The 13,307-nt window shown below is 72.8% G+C and carries 13 protein-coding genes; 6 read left to right on the plus strand and 7 right to left on the minus strand.

What is annotated here, in order from left to right; genetic code table 11:
* Positions 1 to 23: 23 nt before the first annotated feature.
* The 3 genes from ACFE7W_RS15655 to ACFE7W_RS15665 form a co-directional block, all read right to left on the minus strand.
* Positions 24 to 488: a nucleoside deaminase gene (locus ACFE7W_RS15655; protein ID WP_375425743.1), complete on the minus strand. Its 465-nt coding sequence runs from the start codon at positions 486 to 488 to the stop codon at positions 24 to 26.
* The gene (locus ACFE7W_RS15660) at positions 485 to 1,876 is read right to left on the minus strand and encodes a purine-cytosine permease family protein (protein WP_375425744.1); all 1,392 of its coding nucleotides are present in this window, start codon (positions 1,874 to 1,876) and stop codon (positions 485 to 487) included. The genes ACFE7W_RS15655 and ACFE7W_RS15660 overlap by 4 nt, the downstream gene beginning before the upstream one ends.
* 88 nt (positions 1,877 to 1,964) lie before the next feature.
* On the minus strand, positions 1,965 to 2,246 hold the full coding sequence (locus ACFE7W_RS15665) for a hypothetical protein (RefSeq protein ID WP_375425745.1): 282 nt from the start codon (positions 2,244 to 2,246) through the stop codon (positions 1,965 to 1,967).
* Between the two features lie 80 nt (positions 2,247 to 2,326).
* On the opposite strand from ACFE7W_RS15665, the gene ACFE7W_RS15670 reads away from it, so the two are divergent.
* From ACFE7W_RS15670 to ACFE7W_RS15680, 3 genes are read left to right on the plus strand one after another with little or no spacing between them, the layout of a single operon-like run.
* The gene (locus tag ACFE7W_RS15670) at positions 2,327 to 2,704 is read left to right on the plus strand and encodes a YciI family protein (protein WP_375425746.1); all 378 of its coding nucleotides are present in this window, start codon (positions 2,327 to 2,329) and stop codon (positions 2,702 to 2,704) included.
* Between the two features lie 21 nt (positions 2,705 to 2,725).
* Positions 2,726 to 4,027, plus strand: a complete 1,302-nt coding sequence (locus tag ACFE7W_RS15675; protein ID WP_375425747.1) for an RNA polymerase sigma factor — start codon at positions 2,726 to 2,728, stop codon at positions 4,025 to 4,027.
* A gap of 10 nt (positions 4,028 to 4,037) precedes the next feature.
* Positions 4,038 to 4,847, plus strand: coding sequence for an alpha/beta fold hydrolase (locus ACFE7W_RS15680; protein ID WP_375425748.1), 810 nt, complete (start codon positions 4,038 to 4,040; stop codon positions 4,845 to 4,847).
* A gap of 148 nt (positions 4,848 to 4,995) precedes the next feature.
* Here ACFE7W_RS15680 and ACFE7W_RS15685 read toward each other — a convergent pair whose 3' ends face one another.
* On the minus strand, positions 4,996 to 6,390 hold the full coding sequence (locus tag ACFE7W_RS15685) for an NAD-dependent succinate-semialdehyde dehydrogenase (RefSeq protein WP_375425749.1): 1,395 nt from the start codon (positions 6,388 to 6,390) through the stop codon (positions 4,996 to 4,998).
* A gap of 182 nt (positions 6,391 to 6,572) precedes the next feature.
* Between ACFE7W_RS15685 and ACFE7W_RS15690 the strand changes: the two genes are divergently transcribed.
* Positions 6,573 to 8,234, plus strand: coding sequence for an alpha-amylase family protein (locus ACFE7W_RS15690; RefSeq protein WP_375425750.1), 1,662 nt, complete (start codon positions 6,573 to 6,575; stop codon positions 8,232 to 8,234).
* On the opposite strand, the gene ACFE7W_RS15695 is transcribed toward ACFE7W_RS15690, so the two are convergent.
* Positions 8,228 to 8,488, minus strand: a complete 261-nt coding sequence (locus ACFE7W_RS15695) for a hypothetical protein (RefSeq protein ID WP_375425751.1) — start codon at positions 8,486 to 8,488, stop codon at positions 8,228 to 8,230. The two genes, ACFE7W_RS15690 and ACFE7W_RS15695, sit on opposite strands and share 7 nt — an antisense overlap.
* 210 nt (positions 8,489 to 8,698) lie before the next feature.
* Positions 8,699 to 9,256, minus strand: coding sequence for a dihydrofolate reductase family protein (locus tag ACFE7W_RS15700; RefSeq protein WP_375425752.1), 558 nt, complete (start codon positions 9,254 to 9,256; stop codon positions 8,699 to 8,701).
* Here ACFE7W_RS15700 and ACFE7W_RS15705 point away from each other — a divergent pair.
* Positions 9,255 to 11,126, plus strand: coding sequence for a gamma-glutamyltransferase family protein (locus ACFE7W_RS15705; RefSeq protein WP_375425753.1), 1,872 nt, complete (start codon positions 9,255 to 9,257; stop codon positions 11,124 to 11,126). The two genes, ACFE7W_RS15700 and ACFE7W_RS15705, sit on opposite strands and share 2 nt — an antisense overlap.
* A gap of 96 nt (positions 11,127 to 11,222) precedes the next feature.
* Positions 11,223 to 12,116 (plus strand): serine hydrolase, encoded by an 894-nt coding sequence (locus ACFE7W_RS15710; RefSeq protein WP_375425754.1) that lies wholly within the window; start codon positions 11,223 to 11,225, stop codon positions 12,114 to 12,116.
* An 85-nt stretch (positions 12,117 to 12,201) separates the two neighbouring features.
* Here the strand turns inward: ACFE7W_RS15710 and ACFE7W_RS15715 are convergent, their stop codons facing one another.
* Positions 12,202 to 13,251, minus strand: a complete 1,050-nt coding sequence (locus tag ACFE7W_RS15715) for a zinc-dependent alcohol dehydrogenase family protein (RefSeq protein ID WP_375425755.1) — start codon at positions 13,249 to 13,251, stop codon at positions 12,202 to 12,204.
* Positions 13,252 to 13,307: the final 56 nt, after the last annotated feature.

Consider the following 13,307-nt stretch of genomic DNA (forward strand, 5'->3'; position numbering starts at 1 on the left):
CGGCGACAGACGCAGGGCCGGGCTCAGTCGACGCCGATGTCCTCGTTCCACAGCCCGGGCTCCGCGGCGATGAAGCCGGTCATCATGGCCACGCACTCCGGGTCGTCGAGCACGACGACCTCGACGCCGTGCTCGGCCAGCCACTCGTGGCCGCCGACGAAGGTCTGCGCCTCGCCGACCACCAGCCGGCTGATCCCGAACTGGCGCACCAGCCCGCTGCAGAACCAGCAGGGCGACAAGGTGGTCACCATCGTGGTGCCGCGGTAGCTCGGCTGCCGGCCGGCGTGGGTGAAGGCGTTCGTCTCGCCGTGCATCGCCGGGTTGCCGTCCTGGACGCGACGGTTGCGGCCACGGCCCAGCAGCGTCCCGTCGGCGGCGAAGAGGGCGCCGCCGATCGGGATCCCGCCCTCGGCCAGGCCCGCCCGCGCCTCCGCGTAGGCGACCGCGAGCAGCTCGAGGTCCTCGGGTCTGGGGTCAGCGGGCCTCACGCCACCACCGCGCGCCTGGCCGAGCGGAACATCAGGGCGTAGACGGCGGCCGCGAGCACGAACCCGACGGCGGCGGTGAGGTCGCCGGCGTTCGCGACGTGCCGGGGCACCAGGCCCACGAAGGCGGTCTGGTTGCTGAACAGCGGGATCGAGACCACCAGCCCGACGACCATCGCGACCGGCCCGGCGAGGTTGACGTGCGCCTTGTTCTGGGCGATCGCGCCGAAGTCGGCCCCTCGGCGCAGGTAGCGGTCGGTCAGCACGACGCCGAGCCACGGGGCGATCCAGTAGGCCATCACCAGCAGGAACGCCTCGTACTCCTCGCCGGCGTTGGCCAGGCCGAAGGACGCGAGCACCAGCCCGATGAGGCCGAAGCCGACGGCCACGATGGCCCGGGCCCGGGCCATCGGCACCCTGAGGCCCAGGGCCATGAAGGACATCGCGCCGGAGTAGACGTTCAGCACGTTGGCGGCGACCGCGCCCAGGCAGATGGCGAGCAGTGTCGCCTTGCCGACCACCACCGGCAGCAGGTCGGTGAAGGAGGACGGCGCCACCTCGGTGCCGCCGGCGGTCACGATGGCCGCGCCGGCGATCTCGAGCAGGCAGCAGGAGAGGGAGCAGCCGAGGCCGGCGAAGAGGGCCACCGGCAGCCGCCGGGTGTCGCGCGGCAGGTAGCGGGTGTAGTCCGACGAGTACGGGTTCCAGCCCGCGGCGTAGCCGAACGCGGCACCGGCGGTGATCAGGAAGCCGCCGAGGGTGGGCGGCTCGCCCTCGGTGAAGGCGGGCATGGCCGGGTTCGCCTTGGACAGCACGATCACCGCGGCCACGACGAAGATCACCGCCAGCACGGGAAAGGCGTAGCGCTCGAAGGCGTGCACCAGGTTGTGGCCGAAGAAGGCGACGACCAGCTGCACCGCCACCACGATGATCAAGGCCAGCTCGCCCGGCAGGCCGGTCAGAGCCTTGAGGGCGAGCGCGCCGCTGATGCTGTTGACCGCGAACCAACCGATACCGGCGGTGACGCTGTTCAGCCCCGCCGGGAGGACGTTGCCCAGGAACCCGAACGCCGTCCGGCTGAGCACCATCTGGGCCAGGCCGTCGCGCGGGCCCCAGGTGGACAGGATGCCCAGGGTGATGGAGCCGAGCGCGGTCCCGAGGACCAGTGCGGCCACGGCCTGCCCGAAGGTCAGCCCGAAGGCGAGCACCCCGAGGATCCCGACCGCGACAGTCGCGAACTCGAAGTTGGGTGACGCCCACGTCCACAGCAGCTGGACCGGGCGGCCGTGCCGCTCCTGTGGTGGGATCACCTCGACCCCGCCCGGCTCGACGGCCACCACCTTCGTGCCGTACGCCAGCTGTGCCTCGGTGATGTCGGTGACCGTCGCCATGTCCAGCATTCTGCTGGGGACCGACCGACGGCGAAACCACCGCCGCGTTACAACTCACTCGTTCGGCGGCGTCGGTGTGCTCCGAGGCTCAGGCGTGCGTGTTCGAGAAGGGCGGGTCCAGCTCGTTCGGCCCCGTGTCGGCCGAGACGGCCTCCTCGGCGTCGGCCTCGCTGATGGTCACGCCGGCGACCGGGTTGCCCTCGGCCGTCCCGCCCGCGACGGCCTCGGGCAGCTCGCCGCTCTCGGGGGCGTCCCGCGGAGGCGCGCCGCCGTCGCTGGCCCGGGACACGAGCGAGGAGCGGTCACTCTCGGCCGCCCGGGACTCGGGGTTGTTGCGGACGTCGATCGGGTCTGGGGCCTCGGTGGTCATCTGCCGACCTTACGTGGTCGAAACTGGGGCTCCTCGTCCGACGCAGGGGTGAACCACACCGACAAGAGAGAAGGTTCGCGATGCGCTACATGGTCCTGGTGAAGATGCGGGAGGACGTCGGGGGCGCCCCGGCCGAGCTGCAGGAGGTGATGGGCCGGGAGATGGCTGAGTCCTTCGCGTCCGGTTCGATGATCGACGCCGGGGGCCTGTGGCCCACCGCGCAGAGCACGGAGTACCGGGTCACCGCCGGTCGGCTGCTGACCAGCGACGGCCCGTACGCCGAGGCCAAGGAGGTGGTCGGCGGCTACGCGATCATCGAGGCCCGTACGCACGAGGAAGCTCTTGCCGGGGCGCACCGGGTGGCCGAGATCCACGTGCAGCACTGGCCCGGCTGGGAGGGCTCGGTCGAGGTACGCCGGATCACCGGCCCCGACGAGGGACCGTCCCACCCGGCGTGACGCTTCCCTAGGATCGCACCTGTGAGCGAGGAGGTCGCCGCCACGATCACGGCGGTCTGGCGGTTGGAGTCGACCCGGCTGGTCGCGGGCCTGGTGCGGATGACCCGCGACGTCGGGCTCGCCGAGGACCTGGCCCAGGACGCGCTGGTGGCGGCGCTCGAGCAGTGGCCGGCGTCGGGGACGCCGGCCAGCCCCGGCGCCTGGCTGATGGCGGTGGCCAAGCGCCGGGCCGTCGACCACTTCCGGCGGGCGGAGACGCTGCGCCGCCGGACCGCCGAGCTGGCCCACGGCCTGGAGGAGGTGACGGTGCCCGACCTCGACACGTGCGTCGACCACATCGAGGACGACGTGCTGCGGCTGGTCTTCCTCAGCTGCCACCCGGCGCTGCCGCCGGAGTCGCGGGCCGCCCTGACGCTGCGGCTGGTCGCTGGCCTGACGACGACCGAGATCGCCCACGGCTTCGGGGTGCGCGACGCCACGATCGGTCAGCGGATCTCGCGGGCCAAGAAGACCCTGGTGGGAGTGGACCTCGCGATGCCGCAGGGCCGCGAACGGGAGGGGCGGCTGGCCGACGTGCTGGCCGTGGTCTACCTGATCTTCAACGAGGGCTACGCCGCCACCGCCGGGCAAGACTGGACGCGTCCCGAGCTGACCCTCGAGGCGCTGCGGCTGAGCCGGCTACTGGCGGGCCTGGTGCCGCGCGAGCCCGAGGTGCACGGCCTGCAGGCCCTGCTGGAGCTCCAGGAGTCGCGGACCCGCGCACGGACCGGCCCGGCCGGCGAGCCGGTGCTGCTCGAGGTGCAGGACCGTTGCCGCTGGGACCAGCTGCTGATCCGCCGTGGGCTGGCGGCGATCGACCGCGCCAAGTCCCTGGGCACGCCCGGTGGTCCGTACCTGCTGCAGGCCGAGATCGCCGCCTGCCACGCTCGCGCCCGGACCGCCGGGGCCACCGACTGGGACCGGATCGCCGGCCTCTACGACATCCTGGGCCGGCTGACGCCGAGCCCCTTCGTGGAGGTGAACCGGGCCGTCGCCCACGGTCGCGCTCACGGGCCCGACGACGGCCTGGCCGTCCTGGACGCCCTGGGCGAGGAGGCGCTGGCCGGATCGCACCTACGACCGGCCGTCCGCGGTGACCTGCTGGCCCGGGCCGGACGGTCCGAGGAGGCGTCAGCCTGCTTCCGGGCCGCCGCGGCGCTGACCCGCAACGAGGGCGAGCGGGCCGTGCTCCTGCACCGAGCGGCCGAGCTCGCTCAGGAGACCCTGTCGAAAGAGCCCGTCCCCGTCCGACGCCTGGGTGACGAGCCGAACGAACCACCATGAGGAGCACCCTGTGAGCACCAGCACCCGCTTCACCACGTCCGCCGACGGGACCCGGATCGCCTACGAGGTCCGCGGGCAGGGGCCGGCGCTGGTCAACGTCGACGGCGCCCTCTGCTCGCGGCAGATGGGACCGTCGAAGGGCTTGGCCGAACAGCTCGCGGGTGAGTTCTCCGTCTACACCTACGACCGCCGCGGTCGCGGCGAGAGCGGTCTGGGCACCGGCCCGTACGCCGTCCAGCGGGAGGTGGAGGACCTGCTCGCGGTGATCGCGGCCGCGGGCGGACGGGCCGCGGTGCTGGGGTCGTCGTCGGGCGCGGCGCTGGCTCTCGATGCCGCGCGGCAGGACGCACCGATCGAGCGGCTCGCCGTCTACGAGGCGCCCTTCATCGTGGACGACACGCACGCTCCCCACGACGCCGGACTCGGCGAGCGCACCCAGGAGCTGGTCGACGCCGGTAGGACCGGGGACGCCGTCCGGCTGTTCCTGCGGACGGTCGGCATGCCGGCCCCGATGGTCGGCCTGATGCGCTTTCTGCCGCCGTGGAAGCAGATGGTGAGCATCGCGCCCACGCTGCCGCACGACTACGCCGTCGTCCTCTCCCACCAGCAGGGCCGGCCGCTGCCTGAGGGCTACTACGACGCCGTCGTGCCCGAGACGCTGGTGATGGCCGGCGGCAAGAGCCCGGCGTACATGCAGAACAGCCAGGCGGCCATCGCCGCCGCCCTGCCGCACGCCCGGCTCGAGACGCTGCCCGGACAGACGCACCTGATCAAGCCGAAGGTCGTCGCCGCCGCCGTCGCGCCGTTCCTGCGAGGCTGAGCTCCCGCGGCCCTGAATTACTCATGCCAGTTCGCCGGTGCTGGCCTGGTTCACGCTCAGCGGCTACCGTCCCGTCTCAACTGGTCTGAGTAAATCAGGGCGGACTGCCCCCAACTCCGCCACAAGGGCGTCCGGCCTTGTCCGAGAGCTAGTCGGCGACGTAGAAGATCCGCTTGTTGACGAACTCGTCCATGCCCAGAGGACCCAGCTCACGGCCGAAGCCGCTGCGCTTGACGCCGCCGAACGGCATCTCCGCTCCCTCACCGGCGGGCGTGTTCACGTTGGACATGCCGACCTCGAGGCGCCGGGCGACCCTGGTCGCGCGCTCGGGATCGGTGCTGAACACCGCACCCCCGAGTCCGTACGCCGTGTCGTTGGCCAGCGCGAGCGCCTCGTCGTCGTCGGAGACCTTGTAGACCACGGCGACGGGCCCGAAGAGCTCCTCGCGGTAGGCGCGCATCTCCGTGGTAATGCCGGTGAGCACCGCCGGGGAGTAGTACGCGGCCGGGGCCTCGCCGAGGACGCCGCCGGCGTGCAGGGTGGCGCCCTTGGCGACCGCGTCCTGCACCTGCTCCGCCAGGTTCTCCGCGGCCGCACGGGAGGAGAGCGGCGCGAAGGTGCCCTCCTCCTCGGTCGTCGGGTCGCCGGGACGCAGGTCCTGCGCGTGCTCGGTCAGGCGGGCCACGAAGCCGTCGAAGACGTCGTCCATCACGATCATCCGCTTGTTGGAGTTGCAGGCCTGGCCGGTGTTCCCGATCCGGGTCGCCCAGGCGGTGTCGGCCGAAGCCCGTACGTCGTCGGTGTCGAGGACGACGTAGGGGTCGGAGCCGCCCAGCTCGAGCACGCACTTCTTGAGGTTCCGGCCGGCGATCGCGGCGACGACGGCGCCGGCTCGTTCCGACCCGGTCAGCGAGACCCCGGCGATCCGGGGGTCGGCGATCACCCTCTCGATCTGGTCGTGGGAGGCGAAGAGGTTGACGTAGGCGCCCTCGGGCACCCCCGCGTCGCTCATCAGCTGCGCGACGGCGAGAGCACAACCGGGGACGGACTCGGCGTGCTTGAGGATGACGACGTTGCCCAGCATCAGGTTCGGCGCAGCGAAGCGGGCGATCTGGTAGAAGGGGTAGTTCCACGGCATGATGCCCAGCAGCGGCCCGATGGGAAGCTTCTGCACCACGGCCTGGCCGCCGGAGAACGTCTTGATCGGCACGTCCGCCGTGAGCGTCTGGGCCTCGGTCGCGAAGTAGTCGAAGATCTCACCGCAGAACTCCGCCTCACCGACGGCCTCGCCCAGCGGCTTGCCCATCTCCCGCGTGGCGAGGGCGCCCAGCTCGTCCTTCCGCTCGACGAACAGCTCGGCGATCCGGTGGACCACCGCGGCCCGACCCTCGAGGAGCACGTCCTTCCACCCGGCGTAGGCCGCGTACGCCGAGGTCAGGGCGGCCTCGACCTCGTCGTCGGTCGACCAGTCGAAGGTCTGCTCGACCGCACCGGTCGCCGGGTTCACCGTCCGGTAGCTGGGGCCGGTCTGGGTCTGGCTCATCGCGCGCTCCTTCGTGGGGGCGCGTCGGCCCGGAACCGCCGTCGGTTCCGGGCCGCCCTCGAGAGGACGCCGCCCTCACCCGGGCACCCTAGTCCTGACCCCCCGTAGCGTCGAGCGACAGATCGCCTCGAATCCCGGCCAGGTAGGCGTGGAAGGAGGCGACCTGCGCCAGACTCTCGGCCATGACCGTCCGGTGGTACCAGCACGCCGTCGTCTACTGCGTCGAGGTGGCGTCGTTCCAGGACTCCGACGACAGCGGCCGGGGTGACCTGCGCGGCCTCGCCAGCCGGCTCGACCACCTCGCCCGGCTCGGCGTCACCTGCCTGTGGCTGAACCCGATCCACCCGAGCCCCGGGCGCGACAACGGCTACGACATCACCGACTACTACGCCGTCCATCCCGCTCTCGGCAGCCTGGGCGACATGGCCGCGTTGGTCCGCGCGGCTCGTGAGCGCGGCATCCGGATCGTCCTCGACCTGGTGGTCAACCACACCTCCGACGAGCACCCCTGGTTCACCTCGGCCCGGTCCAGCCCCGACTCGCCGTACCGCGACTGGTACGTGTGGAGTGCCGACGAGCCGCCGAACCGCACCCAGGGCACGGTCTTCCCGGGCGAGCAGGAGGAGACCTGGAGCTGGGACGAGCAGGCCGGAGCCTGGTACTTCCACCGCTTCTACGGCTTCCAGCCCGACCTCAACTGGTCCAACCCGGACGTCCGCGCCGAGATCGACCGGGTGATGGCCTTCTGGCTGCAGCTCGGGGTGTCGGGTTTCCGGGTGGACGCGGCACCGTTCGTGCTGGAGCAGGTCAGCCCGGGTGTCGACCCGGGGCCGCAGGACTTCTCGATCCTGGACTCCTGGCGGCAGGAGACGCAATGGCAGGTCGGGGACTCGGTGCTGCTGTGCGAGGCCAACGTCGCACCGGCTGCGGTCCCGACCTTCGTCGGCAGCCGCCCGGACGGTCCCTGCGACCGGGCCCAGCTGATGTTCGACTTCCTGCTCAACCCGAAGATCTGGCTGGCCCTGGCCCGGCGGGACGCCGAACCGCTGGTCGAGGCCCTGATGAGCGCGGTCGTGCTGCCGCAGGGCGGGCAGTGGGTGACCTTCCTGCGCAACCACGACGAGCTCGACCTCAGCCGGCTCACCGCCGAGCAGCGCGGCGACGTCTTCGCCGCCTTCGCGCCCGAGGAGGACATGCAGCTCTACGGGCGGGGCATCCGGCGGCGGCTCGCGCCGATGCTGGGCGGCGACCGGCGGCACATCGAGCTGGCGTACGCGCTGCAGTTCTCCCTGCCCGGCACGCCGGTGGTCCGCTACGGCGACGAGATCGGGATGGGCGAGGACCTGGCTCTGGACGGCCGCGAGGCCTTCCGCACCCCGATGCAGTGGGACGACGGGCCCAACGGCGGCTTCTCGAGCGCCGACCCGGAGACGCTGGCCCGGCCCCTGGTCAGCGACCACGACTTCGCGACGGCACGGGTGAACGTGCGGGCCCAGCAGCGCGACCCGAGCTCCCTGCTGCGCTGGTTCGAGAACCTGGTGCACACGCTGCGGCTGGCCCCGGAGATCGGTTCCGGGACCTGCCAGGTGGTCGCCGTGCCGCTACCGCGTCCGGTGCTGGCGCACCGCTTCGACGCCCCGTCCGGCTCGATCCTGCTGCTGCACAACCTCGCCGACAAGGCCGTCACCGTCGACCTCGGCCGGCTCAGCGACGCGGCCGAGCGGCCCTACGACCTGCTGGTCGACGGACCCTACGACGCCCCGACCGCCGAGCTCACCGGCCTAGAGCTGCACGGCTGGGGCTACCGCTGGATCCGGCTCGGCCGCAGCGACGGCGGCTACTGACGTTCGCAGGCGATGCCGTCGTCGTCGCGGTCGAGGTCGTGCTCGCCCGGACCGCCGTCGTTGACGGAATAGAGGGCGTTGCTGCGGTCACAGGCGGCGACGTCCTCGGGCGAGGCCGCGGGCGCCTGCACCGCCACCGCCGGCTGGTAGAGGTCGGTGTAGGCCGCGGTCACGGCCGCCCGGTCCGTGGTATCGATGGTCGCCCCGGCTGCGGCGACGTGCGGCGCCGGCCGGTGGTCGGACCGGACGGGCACGACAGCCGACCCGAGCGGGCTTCGCCGGAACAGGCTGGGCCGACGCCGGCAGTGGGGCGAGCAGCAGCAGCGAAGCCGCCAGCGCCGGGAGGAGGGAACCGAACGCGCGACGCACCGGGGGACGAGTGGGGTTCGGCACGGGCACATCGTGCCTTCTCTCAGGCAGGCCGCGGCGGCCTCACAGGAAGAGGCTGCCGACAGCGGCCCGCGCTACCTCCGCACCGCGTAGGCCAGGGCCACGGTGCCGTTGCCGAAGCGGCGTTCCTTGAGCAGCTCGAGGTTGATCGAGAGCCCCGACGGCAGGAAGGGCGTGCCCCCGCCGACCACCACCGGAACCACGATCGGGGCGATCTCGTCGACCAGGTCCGCCCGCACTGCGGCCGCCGCCAGTCCTGGCCCCCCGACCAGCAGGTCGCGCTCGGAGGACTCCTTGAGCTGACGGACCGACTCCGGATCGAACCGGCGCTCCAGCCGGGTCCGGCGGCTCGAGACCTCCGGCAGGGTGGTGGAGTAGACGACCTTGTCTGCCGACCGCCAGCTGGTGGCGAAGTCCCGCATCACGTCCGGCTCGCCCTCGATGGACATCGTCTCCCAGGCGACCATCACCTCGTACAGCCGGCGCCCGTACAGATGGGTGCCGATGGAGCGCTGGGCGTCGTTGACGTAGGCGTGCACCTCCTCATCGGGCATCGCCCAGGCGAAGGAGCCGTTCGCGTCGGCGACGTAGCCGTCGAGGGAGGTGATACCGGAGTAGATGAGTCGCGCCATGACGGTGCTGACCCGCGCCGAGCCGATAACTCACCGGGGGGATCATGTCGGGGTGCCCGGACCGACGTTCACCCCGCCCGCTGACCACCTGACCCGGCCGGACCTGCGCGGCACCGTCGGCATGTGCGCCACGACGCACTGGTGTGCGAGTGCCGTGGCCCAGGCGGTGCTCGAACGGGGCGGCAACGCCTTCGACGCGGCGGTGGCGGCCGCGTTCGTGCTGCACCTGGTCGAGCCGCACCTGAACGGGCCGGGCGGCGACCTGACCGCCGTCATCGCGACCGCGGACGACCCGTCCCCCCGGGTGCTGGTGGGCCAGGGCCCCGCCCCGGCCGGGGCGACGCTGGAGCACTTCGCGGCCGAGGGCCTGGACCTGGTGCCCGGCGCCGGTGGGCTGGCTGCGGCCGTCCCGGGAGCGGTGGACGCCTGGCTGCTACTGCTGCGCGACCACGGCACGCTCGAGCTGGCCGAGGTCTGGTCCTACGTCCTCGACTACGCCGAGCACGGGTACCCGCTGGTCCCCCGGGTTGCGGCGACCGTGGCCTCGGTCCGCGAGCTGTTCACCCGGCACTGGACGACGTCGGCAGACTTCTGGCTGCGGGCCGGCCGGCCGCGCCCGTCAGACGAGCTCGCCACCAACCCCGCCTACGCGGCGGTGCTGCGCGGGATGCTGGCTGCCGGCGGTTCCGCGACCACCCGGGAGGACCGGGTCGACGCGGCCCGGTACGAGTGGCGGACGGGTCAGGTGGCCAGGGCGGCGTCCGCCTTCCTGGCCGGGCCGCACCGGCACTCCTCGGGCCGGGACCACGCCGGGGTGATCACCGAGACCGACTTCGCCGCGTTCGCCGCCACCTGGGAGCCCGCGACCACCGCCCCGTTCCGGGGCTGGACGGTCGCCAAGACCGGCGCCTGGGGGCAGGGTCCGGTGCTGCTGCAGGCGCTGGCGATCCTCGAGGGCTACCCCGACGACGAGCTGGACCCCTCGACCGAGCTCGGCGCGCACCACGTCCTGGAGGCGCTGAAGCTGGCCCTGGCCGACCGCGACGCCTACTACGGCGACCCTGACGTCGCGGCCGGCGAGCCGCCGGTGCCGCTGGACGTCCTGCTGTCTGCGGCCTACGCCGCCGGTCGCCGCGCGCTGGTCACCGACCGCGCCTCGGCCGAGGTCCGTCCCGGGGAGGTGCCCGGGTACGTGGCGTACCGCGCGCCGCTGCTGACCGAGGCGCCGGAGGGGGGCGTCGAGGGCGTGGGCGAACCGACCGTGTCGCGTGGCGGGGAGACCCGGGGTGACACCTGCCACCTCGACGTGGTCGACCGTTGGGGCAACATCGTCTCCGCCACCCCTTCCGGCGGCTGGCTGCAGTCCTCGCCGCACATCCCCGAGCTCGGCTTCTGTCTCGGATCGCGGCTGCAGATGGCCTGGCTCGACCCGGCCTCGCCCTCGGCGCTCCGCCCGGGTCGGCGGCCGCGGACCACCTTGAGCCCCACTCTGCTGCTGCGCGACGGCGTCCCCGTCTCGGCGCTGGGCACCCCGGGCGGGGACCAGCAGGACCAGTGGCAGCTGGTCTACCTGCTGCGCGTGCTGGTCGGCGGCTACACCCCGCAGCAGGCGATCGACGCGCCGTCGCTGCACACCACCGCGATGGCCGGCTCGTTCTGGCCGCGGACCTGGACCCCGGCCGGCGCCGTCGTCGAGGACCGGCTGGGCGAAGCGGCACTGGACGGGCTGAGGGCCCGCGGGCACGCGGTGGTCCGCGCGGGCGACTGGTCGCTCGGCCGGCTGTCGGCCGTCACCCGCAACCCGGCGACCGGCGAGCTGGGAGCCGCCGCGAACTCCCGCGGCGGACAGGGGTACGCCGTCGGTCGCTGACCCGCGCGTCGTCGAGGCGGGGACGGCGGTCCGCCGTAGCCTGCTGCTGCCGGGCCCACCCGGCGTCCCCCCGCCGAACGCTCCTCGGGAAGTGCCTTGACGCTGCTGACGCCGGTCCGGCCGCGGACCGCCGAGATCGTCTGGCCGAGACGGACCGGCGACCGGATCCGGCTGGCCGTGGCCGTGCTGGTCACCCTGGCCGCTCTCGTCGTCCTGAGCGTGACCCGACCTTCGGCACCGGAGGCCTCCGCACCCCCACCGCAGGCACCCCCGGCCGCGCCGGGCCTCGAGGCGCAGCTGCGTACGTACCTGCAGGGACGCCCGACCACCGGGGCCGTCGAGGTGCGGGACCTGGTCACGGGCCGGCAGTTCGGCTACCGCGCGGACAAGGCGTACGACAGCGCCAGCGTGATCAAGGTCGCGATCATGGCCGCGACCCTGCGCCGGCAGGAGCAGGCCGGTCGCGCCCTGACCACGAGCGAGAAGTCGCTGCTCGGCCGGATGATCCGCGACAGCGACAACGGTGCCGCGTCGACCCTGTGGAACCGGCTGGGTCGCGGTACCGCGCTCGACCAGTTCTTCACCGACGCCCAGATGACCCACACCACGGCAGGGCCGAAGGGCTACTGGGGCCTGACCCGGGTCACCGCCGCCGACCAGGTCGTGCTGATGGCGCACCTGGCCCGGCCCTCGAACCTGCTGACCGAGGCGGGCCGGGCCTACGCCCGCACGCTGATGGCGTCGGTCGACCACACCCAGGACTGGGGCATCTCCGCCGGCCCGGGCCACGGCGTCACGGTTGAGCTGAAGAACGGCTGGCTGCCCCGTGGCCGCCACGGCTGGGCGGTGCACAGCGTCGGGCACGTCCAGGGCGCCGGCCGGGACTATCTCATCGCTGTCCTCACCCTGGACAACACCACCGAGAGCAAGGGCATCGCCACCGTGGAGGGCGTCTCGAAGATCGTCTGGCGCGGCCTCGCCCCGGCCTGAGCCTCACCTTTTGGCCGACTTGTCAGAATCCAGTTGTCCTGGGGGGCAACTGAGTTCTGACAACTCGGCGTGGGGGCCGCGGAGCTCAGGGCTGCAGCAGGACCTTGATGGCGCGCCGCTCGTCCATGGCGGTGTAGCCCTCAGCCACCTCGGCCAGCGGCAGGGTCAGGTCGAAGACGAGGCCGGGGTTGATGGCGCCCGACAGCACGTCGGGCAGCAGCTCGGGAATGTACGCGCGGGCCGGGGCGACGCCGCCGGCCACGTTGACGTTGCCACCGAACATCAGCCGGATCGGCAGCTCGGCGCCGCCGCTGGGCACCCCGACGTAGCCGACGTGGCCGCCCGGACGGACCGAGCGCAGGGCCTGGTCCATGGACTCCTTGGTGCCGACGCACTCGAGTACGCAGTCCGGCCCGACGCCGTCGAACAGGGCGTGCACGGCCTCAACGCCGTCGTCCCCGCGCTCGGCGACGATCGTGTCGGCGCCGAACTCCCGTCCCACCGCCTGCCGCGACTCGTGCCGGGAGAACAGCACGATCTGCTTCGCGCCCAGCCGCTTGGCCGCGAGGACACCGCAGAGGCCGACGGCCCCGTCCCCGACCACCGCGACGGTCTTGCCCGGCCCGACGTGGGCTGAGACCGCCGCATGGTGGCCGGTGCTCATCACGTCGGACAGGGTCAGCAGCGAGGGCACCAGCTCGTCCGGCGGAACCTCATCGGTGGCCACCAGGGTGCCGTCGGCCCACGGCACCCGCACCCGGGCGCTCTGGCCGCCGCTGACGGGCAGGCCCTCCTTGTCGTCGGCGCCCCAACCGGCGCCGTGCAGGCACGAGGTCTGGACGCCGTTACGGCAGTTGACGCAGGTGCCGTCGCTGACCACGAAGGGCGCGATGACGAACTGGCCGGGCCTGAGCGTGGTCACCTCGTCGCCCACCTCCTCGACGATGCCCACGAACTCGTGGCCGATCGGGTGCGTCTGCTTGGTCGGCTGGACGCCGCGGTAGGGCCACAGGTCCGAGCCGCAGATGCACGAGGCCGTCACGCGGACGATGGCGTCGGTGGGACGCAGGAGGGTGGGGTCGTCGACCTCGGCGGCACGGATGTCGCGGGGAGCGTGGATCAGGGTGGCAAGCATGACGCCATCCTCTCAAGGGCCTCACGTGCGCTAGCGGGACCCCGAACCCCAGGTAT

Origin of the sequence: uncultured Friedmanniella sp., from assembly GCF_964244285.1 — a bacterium.
GTDB lineage: Bacteria > Actinomycetota > Actinomycetes > Propionibacteriales > Propionibacteriaceae > Microlunatus.

Excerpts from the sequence above, each read along its gene's own strand:
- ACFE7W_RS15660 (WP_375425744.1), bottom strand. The coding sequence starts at position 1,876 with ATGGCGACGGTCACCGACATCACCGAGGCACAGCTGGCGTACGGCACG.
- ACFE7W_RS15665 (WP_375425745.1), bottom strand. The coding sequence starts at position 2,246 with ATGACCACCGAGGCCCCAGACCCGATCGACGTCCGCAACAACCCCGAG.
- ACFE7W_RS15670 (WP_375425746.1), top strand. The coding sequence starts at position 2,327 with ATGCGCTACATGGTCCTGGTGAAGATGCGGGAGGACGTCGGGGGCGCC.
- ACFE7W_RS15685 (WP_375425749.1), bottom strand. The coding sequence starts at position 6,390 with ATGAGCCAGACCCAGACCGGCCCCAGCTACCGGACGGTGAACCCGGCG.
- ACFE7W_RS15690 (WP_375425750.1), top strand. The coding sequence starts at position 6,573 with ATGACCGTCCGGTGGTACCAGCACGCCGTCGTCTACTGCGTCGAGGTG.
- ACFE7W_RS15705 (WP_375425753.1), top strand. The coding sequence starts at position 9,255 with ATGACGGTGCTGACCCGCGCCGAGCCGATAACTCACCGGGGGGATCAT.
- ACFE7W_RS15700 (WP_375425752.1), bottom strand. The coding sequence starts at position 9,256 with ATGGCGCGACTCATCTACTCCGGTATCACCTCCCTCGACGGCTACGTC.
- ACFE7W_RS15715 (WP_375425755.1), bottom strand. The coding sequence starts at position 13,251 with ATGCTTGCCACCCTGATCCACGCTCCCCGCGACATCCGTGCCGCCGAG.